General features: G+C 69.2%; 15 protein-coding genes. 14 read left to right on the top strand and 1 reads right to left on the bottom strand.

Translation table 11 applies throughout. The features are described from left to right. Positions 1-81 precede the first annotated feature (81 nt). Genes AC1RN0_RS01225 through dgcN form a run of 4 tightly spaced genes read left to right on the top strand, consistent with a single transcriptional unit; the run spans position 82 to position 3964 of the window. Positions 82-1335, top strand: coding sequence for an aconitase X (locus AC1RN0_RS01225; RefSeq protein WP_492785602.1), 1254 nt, complete (start codon positions 82-84; stop codon positions 1333-1335). Further along, complete coding sequence (locus AC1RN0_RS01220; RefSeq protein ID WP_492785601.1) at positions 1332-1730, top strand: aconitase X swivel domain-containing protein; 399 nt, start codon at positions 1332-1334, stop codon at positions 1728-1730. Before AC1RN0_RS01225 ends, AC1RN0_RS01220 begins: the two co-directional genes overlap by 4 nt. After that, complete coding sequence (locus AC1RN0_RS01215) at positions 1720-2895, top strand: helix-turn-helix domain-containing protein (RefSeq protein ID WP_492785600.1); 1176 nt, start codon at positions 1720-1722, stop codon at positions 2893-2895. Before AC1RN0_RS01220 ends, AC1RN0_RS01215 begins: the two co-directional genes overlap by 11 nt. Positions 2896-2953: 58 nt before the next feature. After that, positions 2954-3964, top strand: a complete 1011-nt coding sequence (gene dgcN, locus AC1RN0_RS01210) for an N-acetyltransferase DgcN (RefSeq protein WP_492785599.1) — start codon at positions 2954-2956, stop codon at positions 3962-3964. Here dgcN and AC1RN0_RS01205 read toward each other — a convergent pair. After that, positions 3961-5067 carry an NAD(P)/FAD-dependent oxidoreductase gene (locus AC1RN0_RS01205; RefSeq protein WP_492785598.1) on the bottom strand — a complete coding sequence of 369 codons (1107 nt, stop codon included), beginning with the start codon at positions 5065-5067 and terminating at the stop codon, positions 3961-3963. The genes dgcN and AC1RN0_RS01205 overlap by 4 nt on opposite strands. A 153-nt stretch (positions 5068-5220) precedes the next feature. On the opposite strand from AC1RN0_RS01205, the gene AC1RN0_RS01200 reads away from it, so the two are divergent. Genes AC1RN0_RS01200 through pcaDC form a run of 10 tightly spaced genes read left to right on the top strand, consistent with a single transcriptional unit; the run spans position 5221 to position 15973 of the window. Then, a complete protein-coding gene (locus tag AC1RN0_RS01200) occupies positions 5221-7317 on the top strand; it encodes a thiamine pyrophosphate-dependent enzyme (RefSeq protein WP_492785597.1) in 2097 nt (698 codons plus the stop codon). After that, positions 7314-8801, top strand: a complete 1488-nt coding sequence (locus AC1RN0_RS01195) for an indolepyruvate oxidoreductase subunit beta family protein (protein ID WP_492785596.1) — start codon at positions 7314-7316, stop codon at positions 8799-8801. Before AC1RN0_RS01200 ends, AC1RN0_RS01195 begins: the two co-directional genes overlap by 4 nt. Next, complete coding sequence (locus AC1RN0_RS01190; RefSeq protein ID WP_492785595.1) at positions 8798-9727, top strand: branched-chain amino acid transaminase; 930 nt, start codon at positions 8798-8800, stop codon at positions 9725-9727. Before AC1RN0_RS01195 ends, AC1RN0_RS01190 begins: the two co-directional genes overlap by 4 nt. Further along, the gene (gene pobA, locus AC1RN0_RS01185) at positions 9724-10905 is read left to right on the top strand and encodes a 4-hydroxybenzoate 3-monooxygenase (protein WP_492785594.1); all 1182 of its coding nucleotides are present in this window, start codon (positions 9724-9726) and stop codon (positions 10903-10905) included. The genes AC1RN0_RS01190 and pobA overlap by 4 nt, the downstream gene beginning before the upstream one ends. Positions 10906-10910: 5 nt before the next feature. Next, a complete protein-coding gene (locus AC1RN0_RS01180) occupies positions 10911-11624 on the top strand; it encodes a CoA transferase subunit A (protein ID WP_492785593.1) in 714 nt (237 codons plus the stop codon). Beyond that, on the top strand, positions 11624-12265 hold the full coding sequence (locus AC1RN0_RS01175; RefSeq protein WP_492785592.1) for a CoA transferase subunit B: 642 nt from the start codon (positions 11624-11626) through the stop codon (positions 12263-12265). Before AC1RN0_RS01180 ends, AC1RN0_RS01175 begins: the two co-directional genes overlap by 1 nt. After that, positions 12262-12960 (top strand): protocatechuate 3,4-dioxygenase subunit beta, encoded by a 699-nt coding sequence (gene pcaH, locus AC1RN0_RS01170; protein ID WP_492785591.1) that lies wholly within the window; start codon positions 12262-12264, stop codon positions 12958-12960. Before AC1RN0_RS01175 ends, pcaH begins: the two co-directional genes overlap by 4 nt. 2 nt (positions 12961-12962) lie before the next feature. Next, positions 12963-13607: a protocatechuate 3,4-dioxygenase subunit alpha gene (gene pcaG / locus AC1RN0_RS01165; RefSeq protein WP_492785590.1), complete on the top strand. Its 645-nt coding sequence runs from the start codon at positions 12963-12965 to the stop codon at positions 13605-13607. Between the two features lie 12 nt (positions 13608-13619). Then, positions 13620-14774 carry a lyase family protein gene (locus tag AC1RN0_RS01160; RefSeq protein ID WP_492785589.1) on the top strand — a complete coding sequence of 385 codons (1155 nt, stop codon included), beginning with the start codon at positions 13620-13622 and terminating at the stop codon, positions 14772-14774. Then, positions 14774-15973: a bifunctional 3-oxoadipate enol-lactonase/4-carboxymuconolactone decarboxylase PcaDC gene (gene pcaDC / locus AC1RN0_RS01155; RefSeq protein WP_492785588.1), complete on the top strand. Its 1200-nt coding sequence runs from the start codon at positions 14774-14776 to the stop codon at positions 15971-15973. Before AC1RN0_RS01160 ends, pcaDC begins: the two co-directional genes overlap by 1 nt. Positions 15974-16073: the final 100 nt, after the last annotated feature.

The following is a 16073-nucleotide window of genomic DNA, read 5'->3' as shown; positions in this document are numbered from 1 at the left end:
GAAATCCCCCGTGGGCGGGGGATTGTCACTTTGACGGACCGCGGGGGATGACCGTCAGCGCGGCCGTGATAGGCCAACGACATGGAACTGACAGCGGAAGAAAATTCTTGGCTCGAGGGCGCCTGCGGCCCCGGCGTGGCCATGGCGATGCGCATCCTCGTTGACATGGGGCGCATTCTTGGCGCGGACCGGCTTATCCCGATCACCTCAAGCCATATCGACGGCTGCCTGTACCACGGCCCGGCCGGCGTCGCCTTTGCCGAACGCCTGGTCGAGGGCCGCGCGCAGGTCGTCGTGCCCTCGACCCTGAACGTCGGCGCCGTCGACCTCAGGCGCCCTGATCGTATGCTTCTGTCGGAGGAGGACCATGCCCTGGCCCTCCGGCTGATGCGCGCCTACGAGGCGCTGGGTTGCAAGCCGACATGGACCTGCGCGCCCTACCAGGCCGGTCACCGGCCGGCCCAGGGTCAGGATATCGCCTGGGCCGAAAGCAACGCCGTCGTGTTCGTCAATTCCGTGCTCGGCGCCCGGACAAACCGGTACGGCGACTTCATGGACATCTGCTGCGCGGTGACCGGCCGCGCGCCGCGCTACGGCCTGCACCTCCCCGAGAATCGCGCGGCGCGGCTGGTCGTCACGACCGACGGACTTTCGGATCGACTGAAGTCGATGGAGGCCTTCTATCCGGTGCTCGGCGCGTGGCTTGGTCGCGAATCCGGCGGAGAGATCGCCGTCATCGATGGCCTTCCGTCCTCGACCACAGAGGACCAGCTCAAGGGTCTCGGAGCGGCGGCCGCGTCCACGGGATCGGTGGCCCTGTTCCACGTGGCCGGCGTGACGCCCGAGGCGCCGACGCTTAAGACCGCCTTGCAGGGGCGCGCGCCGGCCCGCGTGGTGGCCCTCACGCCCGAGATGGTCCGCACGGCGCGAGACAGCCTGTCCACCGTGGCCGGGGAACGGCTCGATGTTGTCGCCCTGGGCAGCCCGCACTTCTCCGAAGCGGAGATCGACGCCTTCGAAGCTGCGCTCGCCGGCCGCACAACGCGTGCTCCGGTCTACATCTGCACCGGCCGCCATGTCGCCGACCGGCTGGCGGAGGCGGGCCGGCTCGAAGGCCTAGAAGCGCGCGGCGTGGAAATCGTCATCGACACCTGCGTGGTGGCCACGCCAATTCTGAAGGGGGGGCCAGGCGGCGTTTTGATGACCAACTCCGGCAAGTTCGCCCACTACGGACCGGCCAACACCGGCTACGAATCGGTGTTCGGCACGCTTGGCGATTGCGTCGAAAGCGCCGTCGCCGGACGGATTGTCCGCGACGAGAGGGCCTGGTCATGAACGGCGCGGTGATCGTGGCCGGCGAAGGCTCGGGCGAGGTCCTTCGCCTTACCCGTCCCATCAGCTTCTGGGGTGGTGTCGACCCAAGGGACGGCCGCGTGACCGACCCGCGTCACCCCCAGGCCGGCCAGTCCCTGAGTGGACGGGTGGTGGTGGTCGATCGCTTGATCGGATCGAGCTCAGGCAGTTCCGTCCTGCTCGAGCTCGTCGCGCGGAGCGCGGGCCCAGCCGCGCTGATCCTGGGAGAGGTCGACGCCATCACGGCCCTTGGTGCGATCGTCGCCCGCGAAATGGGTCATGCCGCTACACCGGTCATCCAGCTTGATCCCAGCCTGTTTGCCGGGCTCCCGGGGCGATGCCGCGTCACGCCGGAAGGGAGCATCCTTGCTGTTTGAAGTCGCTGAGCTAGCATCGGGTCCAGGACGGCGCGACGGTCGCGTCCGTCCGGACGGAGGTGGCGTTGTGGCGCTGCTCAAGGACGATCCCTCGCGACTGCCGGATGTTCCCGCCGCGGACGTGACCGACTTCGTCAGGCAGGCGGACCGCCCGGAGGCGGGCCGCCTCGACGAAGCTCAGCCCCTGGCCGACGGAGTCGGCGCCCGTTACCAACTGGATGGCGTCGAGGGCGACGGATACCGCGAGTTCATCCGGGCTTCCGATGACCTGTTCGTCGTGATGGTCGACACCACGGCGAACATCGACTGGACGCTGAAGTTCGTCGAGGAGGACTTCCTGACCTTCCAGTTCCGCCTCGAGGGCGCCTCGACTGAGATGGCGGCGGAGCAGGATGAGCCCATGGAGCCGGACGCCACGTTCTTCGGCGTCGACCTGCATCCGGCCGGGATGGAGAAGATCGTCTGGATTCCCAGCGGGACGCGCTTCCGCCAGGTCTCCCTCAAGCTCAAGCCCTCGTTCGTTCAGCGCCTGCTGGGCGGCCCGCCGAACTGGATGCCCGAACCTCCCCGCGCCTATCTCGACGGCGGCGCGGCCGAGTTCTTCAGCCTGCGCCTGCCGCTCTCCGGCGCCATGCGCCAGTCCTGCGCCGACCTGCTGGACTGCGGATTCCAGGGCGCGCTGCGGCGGGCCTACGCCGAGGCCAAGGCAGGTGAACTGCTGTGTCTGGCGCTAGACGCCATGGCGCGTCGCGACGAGACGCGCGTGCTCCCGGTTCGCCTCTACGAACGGGATATCGTTAGGCTGCGCGAGGCCCAGGAAATCCTGTCCGAGAACTACGCCGCACCGCCGCCGGTCAACCGCCTGGCTCGCCGCGTCGGGCTGAACCGGAACAAGCTGGCCTACGGCTTCAAGCACATCTTCGGCGTCACGATTTCGCAGTTCCTTCAGATGAAGCGAATGGAAGAGGCCTACGCCCTTCTGAAGGACGGCCGGATGGGGGTCGCCCAGGCCGCCGAGACGGTTGGCTACGCGGATCCCGGAGGCTTCGCAAAACTCTTCCGACGCCATTTCGGCATCCTGCCGAAAGACGTGCTGCAGGACGGCGTCAACAAGCGGCCCGATACCGCTGGGCGTGACGCCCGCCCCTCCCAAAGTGAGCCCTGACCCTGTCGTAAGGTGGCGCCGTAGCTAGGGTCGATCTCGTTTTCGCGAGGTCCCTGCCATGTCTGAAGTCCGTCTTGATACCCCCTACCTGCTCTTTCTTGGTGACGTGCAGGATCGGATCCTGGCCAAGACGGCGGCGGGCGTCGCCTACTGGAGGCCGGACATCTGCGTGGGTGAAGTCGCCCTGCCCCATTGCGCGGTGAGCCTTGGCCTGCCGCGGGTGTCGCCCGCCGAAGGGGCGGCCCTGGGCGCCAGGACCCTGGTGGTCGGGGTCGCCAACGCCGGCGGCTATATCTCCGAGGCTTGGACCGGACTCCTTCTGGAAGCCCTGGAAGCCGGCCTCAACATCGCCAGCGGCCTGCACGGGCGGATCGCGGATGTTCCGGTTCTGGCCGAGGCCGCGAAGCGGTTGGGCCGTCGGATTGATGACATCCGCCACCCGCGCGAGACTCTGCCCATCGGCCGTGGCAGCCGCCGCAGCGGACGTCGCCTGCTGACCGTCGGCACCGACTGCGCGGTCGGTAAGATGTATGCGTCGCTGGCTATCGCCAGGACTCTGAACGAGCGCGGAAGCAGCGCCCGGTTCCGCGCTACGGGGCAAACGGGCATCTTCATCGCCGGCGAAGGAGTCTGTGTCGACGCCGTGGTCTCCGACTTCATCTCCGGGGCGGTGGAAGCGCTGTCCCCGGCGATGCCCGCCGACCAGTGGGATATCATCGAGGGCCAGGGCTCGCTGTTCCACCCCGCCTACGCGGGAGTCACCATGGGACTGATCCATGGCAGTCAGCCCGACGCCATCGTCGTTTGCCATGAAGCCGGACGTGAGCGCCTGCACGAGTTCGACGATTTCGCGGTCCCTTCCCTGGCCCTGGCGATCGCCCGCAATCTGGAGGCCGCTCGCCTGACCAATCCGGACGTCCGCTGCGTCGGAATCTCGATGAACACGTCCCGGCTCCCGATCGGGGAGGCCGAGATCCTGATGGCCCGGACCTCACGGGAACTGGGCCTGCCCTGTGTCGATCCGGTCCGCACCGGGGTGTTGGCGATCGTGGACCGGCTTCTCGGCTAGGCGCGCGCGGGCGAGAGCGCCGCGGCGGTGAGGCCATCGCGAGCGAGCTCCGGCGGCGTCTCTCCGGTCTCCAGGATCGCAGCGGCCGCCGCGGACAGGGCCGGCGCCGTCATCAGGCCGGCCCCGCCCAGGCCGGCGAGCCAGAAAAGGCCGCTGGTTTCCGGGTCCCAGCCGGCAACGGGCTGGTCATCCCGGGGGTAGGTGCGCAGCCCGGCCCAGGTCGCGCCAAGTCGCCGCACAGGGCGCCCTGTCGCTTCCTCCGCCATCCAGGCGGCCGTCGCCACGTCGATTTCCTCGGGGCGTGCATCGCAAGGCTCCGAGGGCGTTGCATCGCCCGGACAGGCCATGAGCCGCCCGCCCTCGGGCTTGAGATAGAAGCCGCTACCGGCGTCGTCGGCCGACGGGAGTCCCCGCACATCGAGACCTTCGACAGGGTCAAACGTGATCGCGGTCCTGCGGCGGGGCTGCAGACCCAGGGGCCTCGCGCCGCACAGGTTCGCCAGGCCATCGGCCCACGGGCCGGCCGCGTTGACCAGCACATCGCACTCCACAGGACCGTCCGACGTCGCCAGGCGCCACCCGTCGGGCCGACGTTGCGCCCCAAGAACGGCGACGCCTGTTCTGAACGCGGCGCCCTCCCGCCGGGCGTCTCGCTGGCAACCGGTCATGAGGGCGTCGACGTCGATCTCCCCGTTCAACGGATCCCAGAAGGCCGCCGCGAGCGCCCCCGGGTCGAGAAAGGGCGCGCGGTTCGCCGCCTCCCGCGGCGAGATCTCCCGGAGGTCCGGCTGCAGAACGCGGCCATGCTCCAGCAGCCGCGAGAGGGCCCCGAGTCCGTCCTGCCGTGCATAGACGACATTGCCGCGTCGGCGGACGATCGGCAGTTCGGCAAAGCCCGCTGGCGGCGCATCGAAGAAGGCGGCGCTGGCCGCGGTCAGGGTCCGGGTCAGGCCCTCGGCATGGACCAGCGACCATTCCGCCGCCGACCGGCCCGTAGCGTGAAACCCAAGCCCATCCTCGCGCTCCAGGAGCACGACGCTGAACTTCGGCGCCAGCCGCCACGCCAGCGCCACGCCAGCGATGCCGCCTCCGACGATGGCCACCCTTGGAATTCCCATGACGCCAGCATAGCGACTTCGGGGGGGGCGGGGGATCGGCGACACGGTCTGCGGGACGAGGGTCGGCCCCTTCGTGACGGACGTCCGCATCGGTTTCGGACACCCGGCCTAAGCTCCCGTTCGAGGAGTCAGCGTCCCATGGAAGTCTCATTCGCGAGCGAAGCGGCCCAACTGCGCCTTGGCGCCGGCGAGACTTTTCGCGGCGAGGGGGTCCTCGCGGTGACCAAGGCGCTGCTGCAGTCCGGCGTCGCCTATGTCGGCGGCTACCAGGGCGCTCCCGTCAGCCACCTGCTCGACGTGATGGTTCAGTCCCGCGACCTGCTCGACGAGCTGGGGATTCACCTCGAAACCTGCGCCAATGAGGCCGCGGCCGGCGCCTTGCTCGGAGCCTCGATCGCCTATCCCCTTCGCGGGGCGGTCACCTGGAAGTCCGTGGTCGGCACCAATGTCGCCTCCGACGCCCTGTCCAATCTCGCGTCGGCCGGGGTGACGGGCGGCGTTCTCATCATTCTGGGGGAGGACTACGGCGAGGGCGCGAGCGTCATCCAGGAGCGCAGTCATGCGTTCGCGCTCAAGTCGTCGATCTGGCTGCTCGACCCGCGCCCGGACACCGACCGGTTGGTTGACGTCGTGGAGCACGCCTTCGCCTTGTCGGAGGCGAGTCATACGCCGGTGATGATGGAGTTGCGCATCCGCGCCTGCCACCGCTACGGCGAGTTCGCGACAAAGGACAACGTCGCCCCGGTCCACGCGAAGACGGCGCGGTCCGTCGCGCCGGCGCCGTTCGACTACGGACGCCTGTCACACCCGCCGTCGACCTTTCTCCAGGAGCAGGACAAGCTGTCCCGGCGGCTGCCGGCGGCGCTGGACTACATCCGCGACCATCGGCTGAATGACTTCATCGATGGCGACATCGGCGATGTCGGCCTGATTCTGCAGGGCGGTCTGTTCAACACGGTCCTGCCGGAGCTCGCACGCCTCGGGTTCGCCGACCGTGACGGCGCCAGCCGCCTGTCCATGCTGGTGCTCAACGTCGTCCATCCCATTTCCCCGGATGAGATCAGCCGGTTCTGTCGCGACAAGCGCGCGGTGCTGGTGCTGGAGGAAGGGGCGCCCGACTACATCGAGCAGTTTATCGGCGCGACGCTCAGACGCGCGGACATCTCCGCGGCCCTGCATGGCAAGGACCTGCTGCCGCCGGCCGGAGAGTATACCGCCGAAGCGGTGCGGGCCGGACTTCGCGGCTTTCTGACAAGGGTTGGTCTTGCGTCGATTGACGACGGCTGGGAGTCCATCGTCGCCGGCGCCCGGGCGGTGGCCTCCAATGTGCTCGGCGCCGTCCCGGACCGGCCGCCGAGCTTCTGCGTCGGCTGCCCGGAACGACCCTTCTTCACCGCCCTGAAGCTGGTCCAGAAGGATACGGGACCGCTGCACGTCGCCGCTGACATCGGCTGCCACGCCCTGGCGACCTTTGGGCCCTTCGACTCGGGCCAGACCATTCTCGGCTACGGCATGTCGCTGGCCTCGTCCCAGGCGGTCGCGCCGTTTCAGGCCCGGCGCCCCCTGGCGGTGATGGGCGACGGGGGCTTCTGGCATAACGGTCTGATCACGGGCGTCGCGGGCGGCGCCTTCAACCAGGCCGACCAGATTCTGGTCGTGCTGGACAACGGCTACAGTTCGGCGACCGGCATCCAGGACATCCCCAGCAGCCGCAAGGGTCTGGCAGCGTCGATCGAGGCGGCTGTCCGTGCCGTCGGCGTTCGCTGGGTGCGCAATGCGCTGACCTATCGCGTCGCCGACATGGTCTCCCTGCTGAAGGAAGCGGTGACCACCGCGGAAGCCGGGCTGAAGGTGATCGTGGCCGAGGGCGAGTGCATGCTCGCCCGGCAGAAGCGGGAACGGGCCGCCGCCGCCGCGAGCCTAGCGCGCGGCGAGCGTGTCGTACGGGTCCGGTACGGCGTGGACGAGGCGATCTGCACCGGAGACCACGCCTGCATCCGCCTATCAGGGTGTCCGTCGCTGACCCTCCGGCCCCGTTCGGATCCCCTGCGCAGCGATCCGGTCGCCCATGTGGACAACGATTGCGTCGGATGCGGGCTTTGCGGCGAGGTCGCCCACGCTGCCCAGCTTTGCCCCTCGTTCTACCGGGCCGAACTGGTGCGCAATCCGCGGCCGTGGGAGCGCTGGATCCACGGGGTCGGTCTTTGGGCCTCCGGCGCGGCGGCCGCGGCATGAGCGCGCCCGATCCGATCACGGTTCTCATCTGCGCCCTCGGCGGCGAAGGCGGCGGCCTGCTCGCCCAGTGGATCACCCGGGCGGCTACACTCGAGGGGCTGACCGTTTCGGCTACGTCTGTTCCGGGCGTGGCGCAGCGCACCGGAGCCACCAGCTACTACCTCGAACTCCAGCCGGGCGCCCTCGGGGGATCCGTTTTGGGCCTGCATCCGGTGCCGGGCCGCATCGATATCCTCCTCGCCAGCGAGATGGTTGAGGCGGGCCGGGCGATGCTCCGGGGCTTCGTCACGCCCGACAGAACCCGTCTGATCGCGTCGACCCATCGGGTCTTCACCATTTCCGAGCGCGCCGCGCCAGACGACGGCAGGGTCGACCGCGGCAGGATTCAGGCGGCGGTTCGAGACCTGGCGCGCGAGGCCCTTTTGTTCGACGCCGAAGCGCTGGCCAGAGCCAATGGCGCGCGCACCAACGCCGTCCTGCTCGGCGCGCTCGCCGCCAGCGGCGCCTTGCCGATCCGGGTCGCTACGTTCGAGGCCGTTCTGGGCGGGAACAGTCCGGGCAGCGCGGCGAATTTGGCGGGCTTCGCCGCGGGCCTGAACGCCGCCGACAACGGCGAGACCGCGCTGTCCGACCCGGACGTGACGCCGCCCCCGGCGACCGATCTTGAAGCCCTTCTGCGCCCGCTCCCTGAAGCGGCGCGCGACACGGCGGCCCATGGCGTCGCCCGGCTGATCGACTACCAGGGGCGTAGGCACGCGAAGACCTATCTCGACCGGCTCGGCAGGATCGCAGACGCGGACCCGGACGGCGCCTTGACGGAGGCCGCGGCCCGCCAGCTCGCGTTGCTCATGTCCCAGGAAGACGTGATCCGCGTCGCCCAGCTGAAGATCGACCCCCAGCGGCTGGCGCGCGTGCGCCGCGAGGCCGGCGCCGGCCCGGCCGATCCCTGCCGAATCCACGAGTTCATGAAGCCTGGCCTTGCGGAGGCCGTGGCCCTGCTCCCCGCCGCCGCCGGTCGCGCTCTGTCCGCCAGGATCGCCGCCTCGCCGCGCCTCGCCAACCTGTCATGGTCTCTGAAAATCGAGACGACGGCCATGTGGGGCTTTCTTCTTCTTCGGGGACTGGCCGCTCTGCGCCCCCTGAGACCGTTCAGCTATATTCACGCCGACCGGGAGGCGCTGATCGAGCGCTGGCTCGGTCTCGTCGCGCGCGCCGCGCACCGATCTCCGGGGCTTGCCCGCGAGATCATCGAGACCGCATCGCTGATCAAGGGATACGCCTCCACGCTTGAGCGTACTCGCGGCGCGTTTCTCCGCGTCCTTGAGGCGGTCGTCGAACCCGCCGTGTCGGGCGACCTGTCCGAAGCCCATGCGGCCGACGCGGTGCTGCAGGCCCGTCTGGCCGCGCGGCGTGATGATGATGGCCGGGCGCTTTCCGCCCTGATCGCGGCGTTGCCGCGCGTTAGCGGGGAGATCGCCGCATGAATCTCGAGGATCGTGACGGGCTGATCTGGCTGGACGGCGCGCTCGTCCCGTGGCGCGAGGCGCGGGTGCACGTGCTCTCCCAGACCCTGCACCACGGGATGGGCGCGTTCGAAGGCGTGCGCGCTTATGACGGCGAGAACGGCGTGGCGGTATTCCGCCTGCGAGAACACACGCGGCGCCTGTTCAACTCCTGCAAGATCATCGGCCTGACCCTGCCCTGGACGCCTGAACAGATTGACGAGGCCTGCCTCGCGGTCATCCGGGCGAACGGCTACGGCGGCTGCTACCTGAGGCCGATCGTCTTCCTCGGCGGCGAGAAGCCGGGCGTTTCAGCGGCGGGGAACAGCATCCACGCCGCCGTCATAGCCTGGCCCTGGGAAGACTATCTGGGGGCCGGCGCCGCCCAGCTGGGCGTCCGCCTCAAGGTGTCGTCCTTCAGCCGGCACCATCACAATGCGGTCCTGCTGAAGGCCAAAGCCAACGGCCTCTACATCAACTCGATGCTGGCCAACCAGGAGGCCCGGTCGCTCGGCTTCGACGACGCCCTGATGCTCGATGTCGCCGGCTTCGTGGCCGAGGCCTCGACCTCGAACATCTTCGTGGTTCGGGACGGTGAGATCGCCACTCCGCCCCGCACGTCGGTCCTTGAGGGAATCACACGCGCCAGCGTGATCGCCCTGCTGGCCGACCTCGGACATCCCGTGGTCGAGCGCCACCTGACCCGCGACGAGCTCTATATCGCCGACGAGGCATTCTTGACCGGCACGGCGTCGGAGCTGACGCCGGTTTCCTCGGTCGACGACCGGCCGCTCAACACCTGTCCGGGTCCGCTCACCCTGCAGGTCCAGACCGCCTTCCAAGCCGCGGTGAGAGGCCGGTCGCGGGACCGGCTCGACTGGCTGACTCTCGTGGGACCGGGGCGATGACCGAACGGACCCAGGTCGTCATTGTCGGGGCGGGTCCGGCCGGCCTGTTCCTGGCCCACCTGCTGCATCAGGCCGGTATCGAGACGGTGGTGCTCGAACAGCGTAGCCGCGACTATGTCGAGGGCAGGGTCCGCGCGGGGGTGCTCGAGCAGGTGACCATCGACCTGATGGCGCGGCTCGGCCTCGACGCCCGCATGCGCCGCGAAGGGCTTGTCCATTCGGGGACGATGATCGCCTGCGACGGCGATCTGTTCCGCATCGACATGGCGGCCCTGACCGGGGGCTCGACCATCATGGTCTATGGTCAGGCCGAAGTGATGAAGGACCTTGGGGACGGCGCGGCCGCGCGCGGCCTGACCGTCATCTATGACGCTGATGCGGTGACCCTCCACGACATCGAGTCCGACCGGCCGTACGTCACCTGGCGCCAGGCGGGGCAATCCCGACGCCTCGAGTGTGACTACATCGCCGGCTGTGACGGCTTCCACGGCGTATGTCGCGCGAGCATTCCCGGCGTGGACCTGTCGACCTTCGAGCGCGTCTATCCCTTCGGCTGGCTGGGCGTTCTGGCGGAGGTCCCCCCCTGCGAGGACGAGCTGATCTACGCCAACCATGAACGCGGCTTCGCCCTCGCCAGCATGCGGTCGCCCACGCGTAGCCGTTACTACGTCCAGTGCAGCCTGTCCGACCGGCTCGAAGACTGGCCGGACGAGCGCTTCTGGGACGAAGTCTGCCTCCGGCTGGGGCGGTCGGCGGCCGCTACGGTGACCCGCGGGCCGTCCTTCGAGAAGAGCATCGCGCCGTTGCGCAGCTTCGTCTGCGAGACAATGCGGCATGGCCGCCTGTTTCTCGCCGGCGACGCCGCCCACATCGTTCCACCGACGGGCGCCAAGGGCCTGAACCTGGCCGCGTCAGATGTCATCTATCTCGCCGAGGCGCTGATCGGCCACTCCCGGACGGGCGACGACGGGGCGCTCGCTTGCTACGCCCCCCGCGCCCTCGCCAGGGTCTGGAAGGCTGAACGCTTCTCCTGGTGGTTCACCGGTCTGACCCACCGCTTCCCGGACACCGATCCCTTCGACCGGCGAATCCAGCTGGCTGAACTGGCCTACCTGCGCGGCTCGCGCGCCGCCCAGACCACGCTCGCCGAAAACTATGTCGGACTGCCGTTGAGTTGAGACCGATGACCCGCAAGATCTTCGCCGACGCCGACGAGGCCCTCGCGGGCTTCCTGTTCGATGGCATGACGCTGATGTCCGGCGGATTCGGACTCGTCGGCATCCCCGAGGACCTGATCGCGGCCGTTCGCCGATCGGGCGTCCGCGACCTGACGATCATCTCCAACAACTGCGGCGCGGAAGGCGTCGGGCTCTGGACCCTCCTGCAGAACGGGCAGATCCGGAAGATGGTCAGCTCCTACATCGGCGGAAATCGCCTCTTCGAGGAACGTATGAGGGCCGGCGAAGTCGAGCTGGAATTGACCCCGCAAGGCACGCTGGCCGAGCGCGTGCGGGCGGGCGGCGCCGGCATACCCGCCTTCTATACTCGCACCGGCGCCGGCACGATGATCGCCGAGGGCAAGCCTTCGGAGGTGTTCGACGGCAAGACCTATATCCGCGAGCGCTGGCTTCGCGCGGACCTTTCACTGGTCAAGGCCTGGAAGGCGGATCCGGCGGGCAACCTGCAGTTCCGGAAAACCGCCCGCAACTTCAACCCCGTCATGGCGACAGCCGGACGGGTCACGGTTGCGGAAGTCGAAGAGATCGTGCCGGAGGGCGGGCTCGACCCCGACGCCGTGCATACGCCCGGCATCTACGTCGATCGCGTCATCCTGAGCCAGGCTCCCAAGCGCGTCGAGAACCTTACGACCCGCGTCCGTCCGGCAGAGACGGTCTGATGGCCTGGACGCGGGATCAGATGGCCGCTCGCGCGGCCCGCGAACTGGTCAGCGGCCAGTATGTGAACCTCGGCATCGGCATTCCCACCCTTGTTGCCAATCACATCCCGCAGGGCGTCGAGGTGATCCTCCAGAGCGAAAACGGGATGCTCGGCATGGGCCCGTTTCCCTTCGAGGACGAGGTGGACCCCGATCTGGTCAATGCCGGCAAGCAGACCGTCTCGCAGCTTCCGACCTCGAGCTACTTCTCGTCGGCCGACAGCTTCGCGATGATCAGGGGCGGTCACATCGATCTGACCATCCTGGGCGCGATGGAGGTCTCCCAGGCGGGCGACATCGCCAACTGGAACGTTCCTGGCGAGACGCTCAAGGGCATGGGCGGGGCCATGGACCTGGTCGCCGGCGTGCAGCGCGTCGTGGTCATCATGGATCACACCAGTCGCACGGGACGTCCCAAGATCCTGAAGCGTTGCGCGCTGCCCCTGACGGGAGCGGCCTGCGTGGATCTGATCGTGACAGATCTCGCCGTCTTCGACCGGCAGGGAGGCGGTCTGACCCTCCTTGAGCTCGCGCCCGGCGTATCGCTGGACGAGGTGCGGGCAAAGACAGATGCCGAATTCAGCTGCGGAGCCCTCATATGACCATCCCGGTCCTCATCCGGCGGGAGGACGCCGGGCAACCCTCTCCGCTTCACCCCGCCTATCGATCGACCCTCCTGCGCGCGCCCCTTGAGGCGCCGGTTCGCATCCCGCAGACTCTGACGGAGACGACGGGTCCGACGCAGTGGACGCGCCTGATGGGCGGGACCATGGCCGACCTGACGACACAGCACCGAGGGGCGCCCCTCGGCCAGAGGATCATCGTGGCGGGGCGCGTCCTGGACGACCGTCGCCGGCCGGTTCCGCGAACGGTGATGGAGATCTGGCAGGCCAACGCGGCCGGCCGGTATATTCACAAGAAGGACCAGTGGAACGCGCCGCTCGACCCGAACTTTACCGGCGTCGGGCGGATCATCACCGATGACGAGGGGCGGTTTCGCTTCGTCACTGTTCGGCCCGGCGCCTACCCATGGGGCAATCATCCGAACGCCTGGCGGCCGGCCCATATCCACCTCTCCCTGTTGGGCCCCGCCTTCGCGACGCGGCTGACGACGCAGATGTACTTCCCGGACGATCCCCTCGTGGCCCTGGACCCGATCGCGGGCGCCGTGCCCGCCCCGTTCCTGGAGCGGCTGGTCGCCAGGTTCGACCTGGATCTCACCGAACCGTCGTGGGCGCTCGGCTATCGCTTTGACGTCGTTCTGCGGGGGCGAGACGCCACCCCGATGGAGGCCTGATCGTGCCACCCGCCCCTCAGCACCCCGACCTGTTCGGCCAGACTCCGTGGCAGACGGTCGGCCCCTTCTTCCACTATGGGCTGCCCTGGAAGGGTGGCGCGGACCTTGTCGGCCCGTCCGACCGCGGCGCGCGGGCGGATCTCGTCCCGGAGGATCACTATCTGCTGGCCGATCCGGCGCCGCGCGGCGAGATCGTCGGGGATGTGATCGAGATCACAGGTCGCGTGACAGACGGAGCGGGAGAGCCACTGCCCGACGCCCTGCTCGAAATCTGGCAGGCCGATGCCTTTGGGCACTACAATACCGACGATCCCGAGGGTTTTATCGGGTTCGGTCGCGCCGCCACGGATGATGACGGGACGTATCGATTCCGCACCCTGAAGCCGGGTTCCACGCCAGGGCCCGACGGCCGAATCCAGGCCCCGCACATCGCCTTCGGAGTCTCCGGCAGGGGCCTGTTGAAGCGGCTGGTCACCCGTCTCTATTTCGAAGGGGACGCGGGCAACGCCCGGGATCCCGTGCTGGCGCTCGTCCCGGAGGCGCGGCGGCGGACGCTGATGGCGGCGGCGACCGCCGGTTCGCCGAACACCTGGCGCTTCGACGTCGTCCTGCAAGGCGGCGGCGAAACCGTGTTCTTCGACGTCTAGGGCGACCGAGGAGTGACCTCGCTGATCCGGGATCTGGCGGCCTCGACGCCGGACATGATCGAGGTGCTGGGCGACGCCGCCATGGTGCGCGCGGCCCTCAGCTTCGAGGCCGCCCTGGCCGGCGCCGAGGCGTCGGAGGGTTTGATCGAGCGGGATGCCGCGGAGGCCGTCATCCGGGCCTGTTCGAACCAGCCGGACCTGACGGTTCTGGCGCGCGAGGCGGCCCACGCGGGCGTGCTGGCCATCCCCCTGGTGCGCTGGCTGCGAGCGGCGACGGAGGCTATTTCGCCGGGCGCCGGCGCGGCCGTCCACCTGGGCGCCACCAGCCAGGACGTCGCCGATACCGCGATGATGCTGCAGGCGCGGGACGCCGCCCGCCTCGTCGACCGGGATCTTGCGCGCCTCGCGGACGAACTCGCGGCCCTCGCCGCCGCCCACGTGGCGACGCCCATGATTGGCCGGACACTGCTTCAGCAGGCCCTTCCCGTCACCCTCGGCCTGAAGGCGTCGCACTGGATGACGTCGATCGACAGCGTGGGGGTCCGGCTCAGACGCGAGACCGACGCCGCCCTGATGCTGCAGTTCGGCGGCCCGGTAGGGACGTCGGGCGGTCTGGCTGGCAGGGGCGAAGCCATCCGGCGGCGGATGGCGGAGGAACTGGGCCTGGGGTGCACGTCACTCGCCTGGCATTCCCGGCGGGAGGCCATCGCCGGGCTCGCGAGCGCGCTGGCGATTGCGACCGGCGCGGTCGGCAAGATCGCCCTCGATATCGCCCTCCTCGCCCAGGGCGAGGTCGGCGAAGTCTCCGTGCCGCGACAGGGCGACCGGGGCGGGTCATCGGCCATGCCCAACAAGCGGAACCCCACCGGCTGCCAGGTCGCCCTGTCCGCCGCCAGCCGCGCGCCGGGGCTGGCGGCTTCGATCCTGGCCGGCTTGCCCCAGGCCCATGAAAGAGGCCTGGGCGGCTGGCAGGCGGAGGGACCGGTCCTGGCCGAGCTGTTCCTGCTCACCCACGGCGCCGTCGTCGCGGTCGCGGATGTTGTCCATGACCTGGAAATCCATCCCGACGTCATGCGCCGCACGCTCGATGCTGCCGGCCTGGGGCAGGACATCGGCGAATCCATCGTCCTGGTTCGCCGGGCGCTCGTTGACCGGGAGACCCGCTGATGCCCTTCGCTCATCACGACGGCGCCCGACTCTTCTGGCGGCAGGAGGGAAGCCACGACAATCCCGTGCTGCTGTTGTTGAACTCGATCGGCACGGACCAGGGCCTGTGGGACCTCGTCGCCCCCCATCTGCTGGACGACTTTCGGGTCCTGCGCATGGATACCCGTGGACACGGCGCGTCCGACGCCCCCTCCGGGGCCTACAGTCTTGCCCAACTCGCCGGAGACGCCCTGGCAGTGCTGGACGCCGCCGGCGTCGAGCAGGCCACGATCTGCGGCGTCTCTCTCGGGGGCATGACGGCCCTTCGCCTGGCGCTGGACGCGCCGGAGCGTGTCGCCGGCCTGGTGCTCGCCTGCACGTCCGCCGCGATGGACCCGGCCGCCTGGCAGACCCGGATCGACACGGTGACAGCGGGCGGGACCGCGGCGGTCGCCGATCTGGCCATGCAGCGGTTCTTCCCGGAGACATTTCGCAGAACCCACTCCCGGATCGTCGCAACGGTTCGATATGGCCTGCTGGCGACCGCCCCCGCGGGCTATGTCGGCTGCTGCGCCGCCATCCGCGATATGGCCCTTCTGCACCAGCTGGCCGCCATCGCCGCACCCACGCTAGTCATCCACGGTCTGCGTGACGTCTCAACGCCCTTTGCGGGCCATGGCGACCGCATCCTCGCGGCCATCCCGGGCGCCGCGTCCGCCGCCCTCGACACGGGTCACCTTCCCTGCCTGGAGGCGCCGATCGGTTTCGCCGCCCTGGTGCGCGGATTCCACCACCGGACCGTCGATGGCGCCGTGGAGGACGAAGCGGCAGATGTCCTGTACGCGGCGGGTCTTCGCACGCGTCGTGAGGTGCTCGGTGACGCGTGGGTCGACGCCTCCCTCGAGGCCAGGACCCCCTTCAACGCCGACTTCCAGGCGATGATCACACGGTACGCCTGGAATGAGGTCTGGGGGCGACCGGGCCTGGATCACCGGACCCGGCGCCTGCTGGTCCTGGCGATGACGGCAAGCCTCGGTCGCTGGGAGGAATTCCGGCTGCATGTCCGGGCCGGCCTGGACGCGGGGGGCTTCTCCGTCGACGAGCTGAAGGAGGTGCTGATGCAGATCGCCGTCTACGCGGGGGTTCCGGCGGCGAATACCGCCTTCGCTGAAGCCGCCGGGATTGTCGAAGCATGGCGTACGCGCCCTTCGACGGCCTGACCCCGGCGCACGATGACACACGACCCGGCCGACGTGCGGCCAGACGCTGGCGGAACCGGGCGTCGCATCGCCAGAGTGGCGCTTCGAAGCGGAAAGGGAC

The organism is Caulobacter sp. GW821-FHT12F03, from assembly GCF_058806855.1.
The sequence above is the reverse complement of the archived record's forward strand: the minus strand, read 5'-3'. Positions and strand labels throughout refer to the sequence as shown.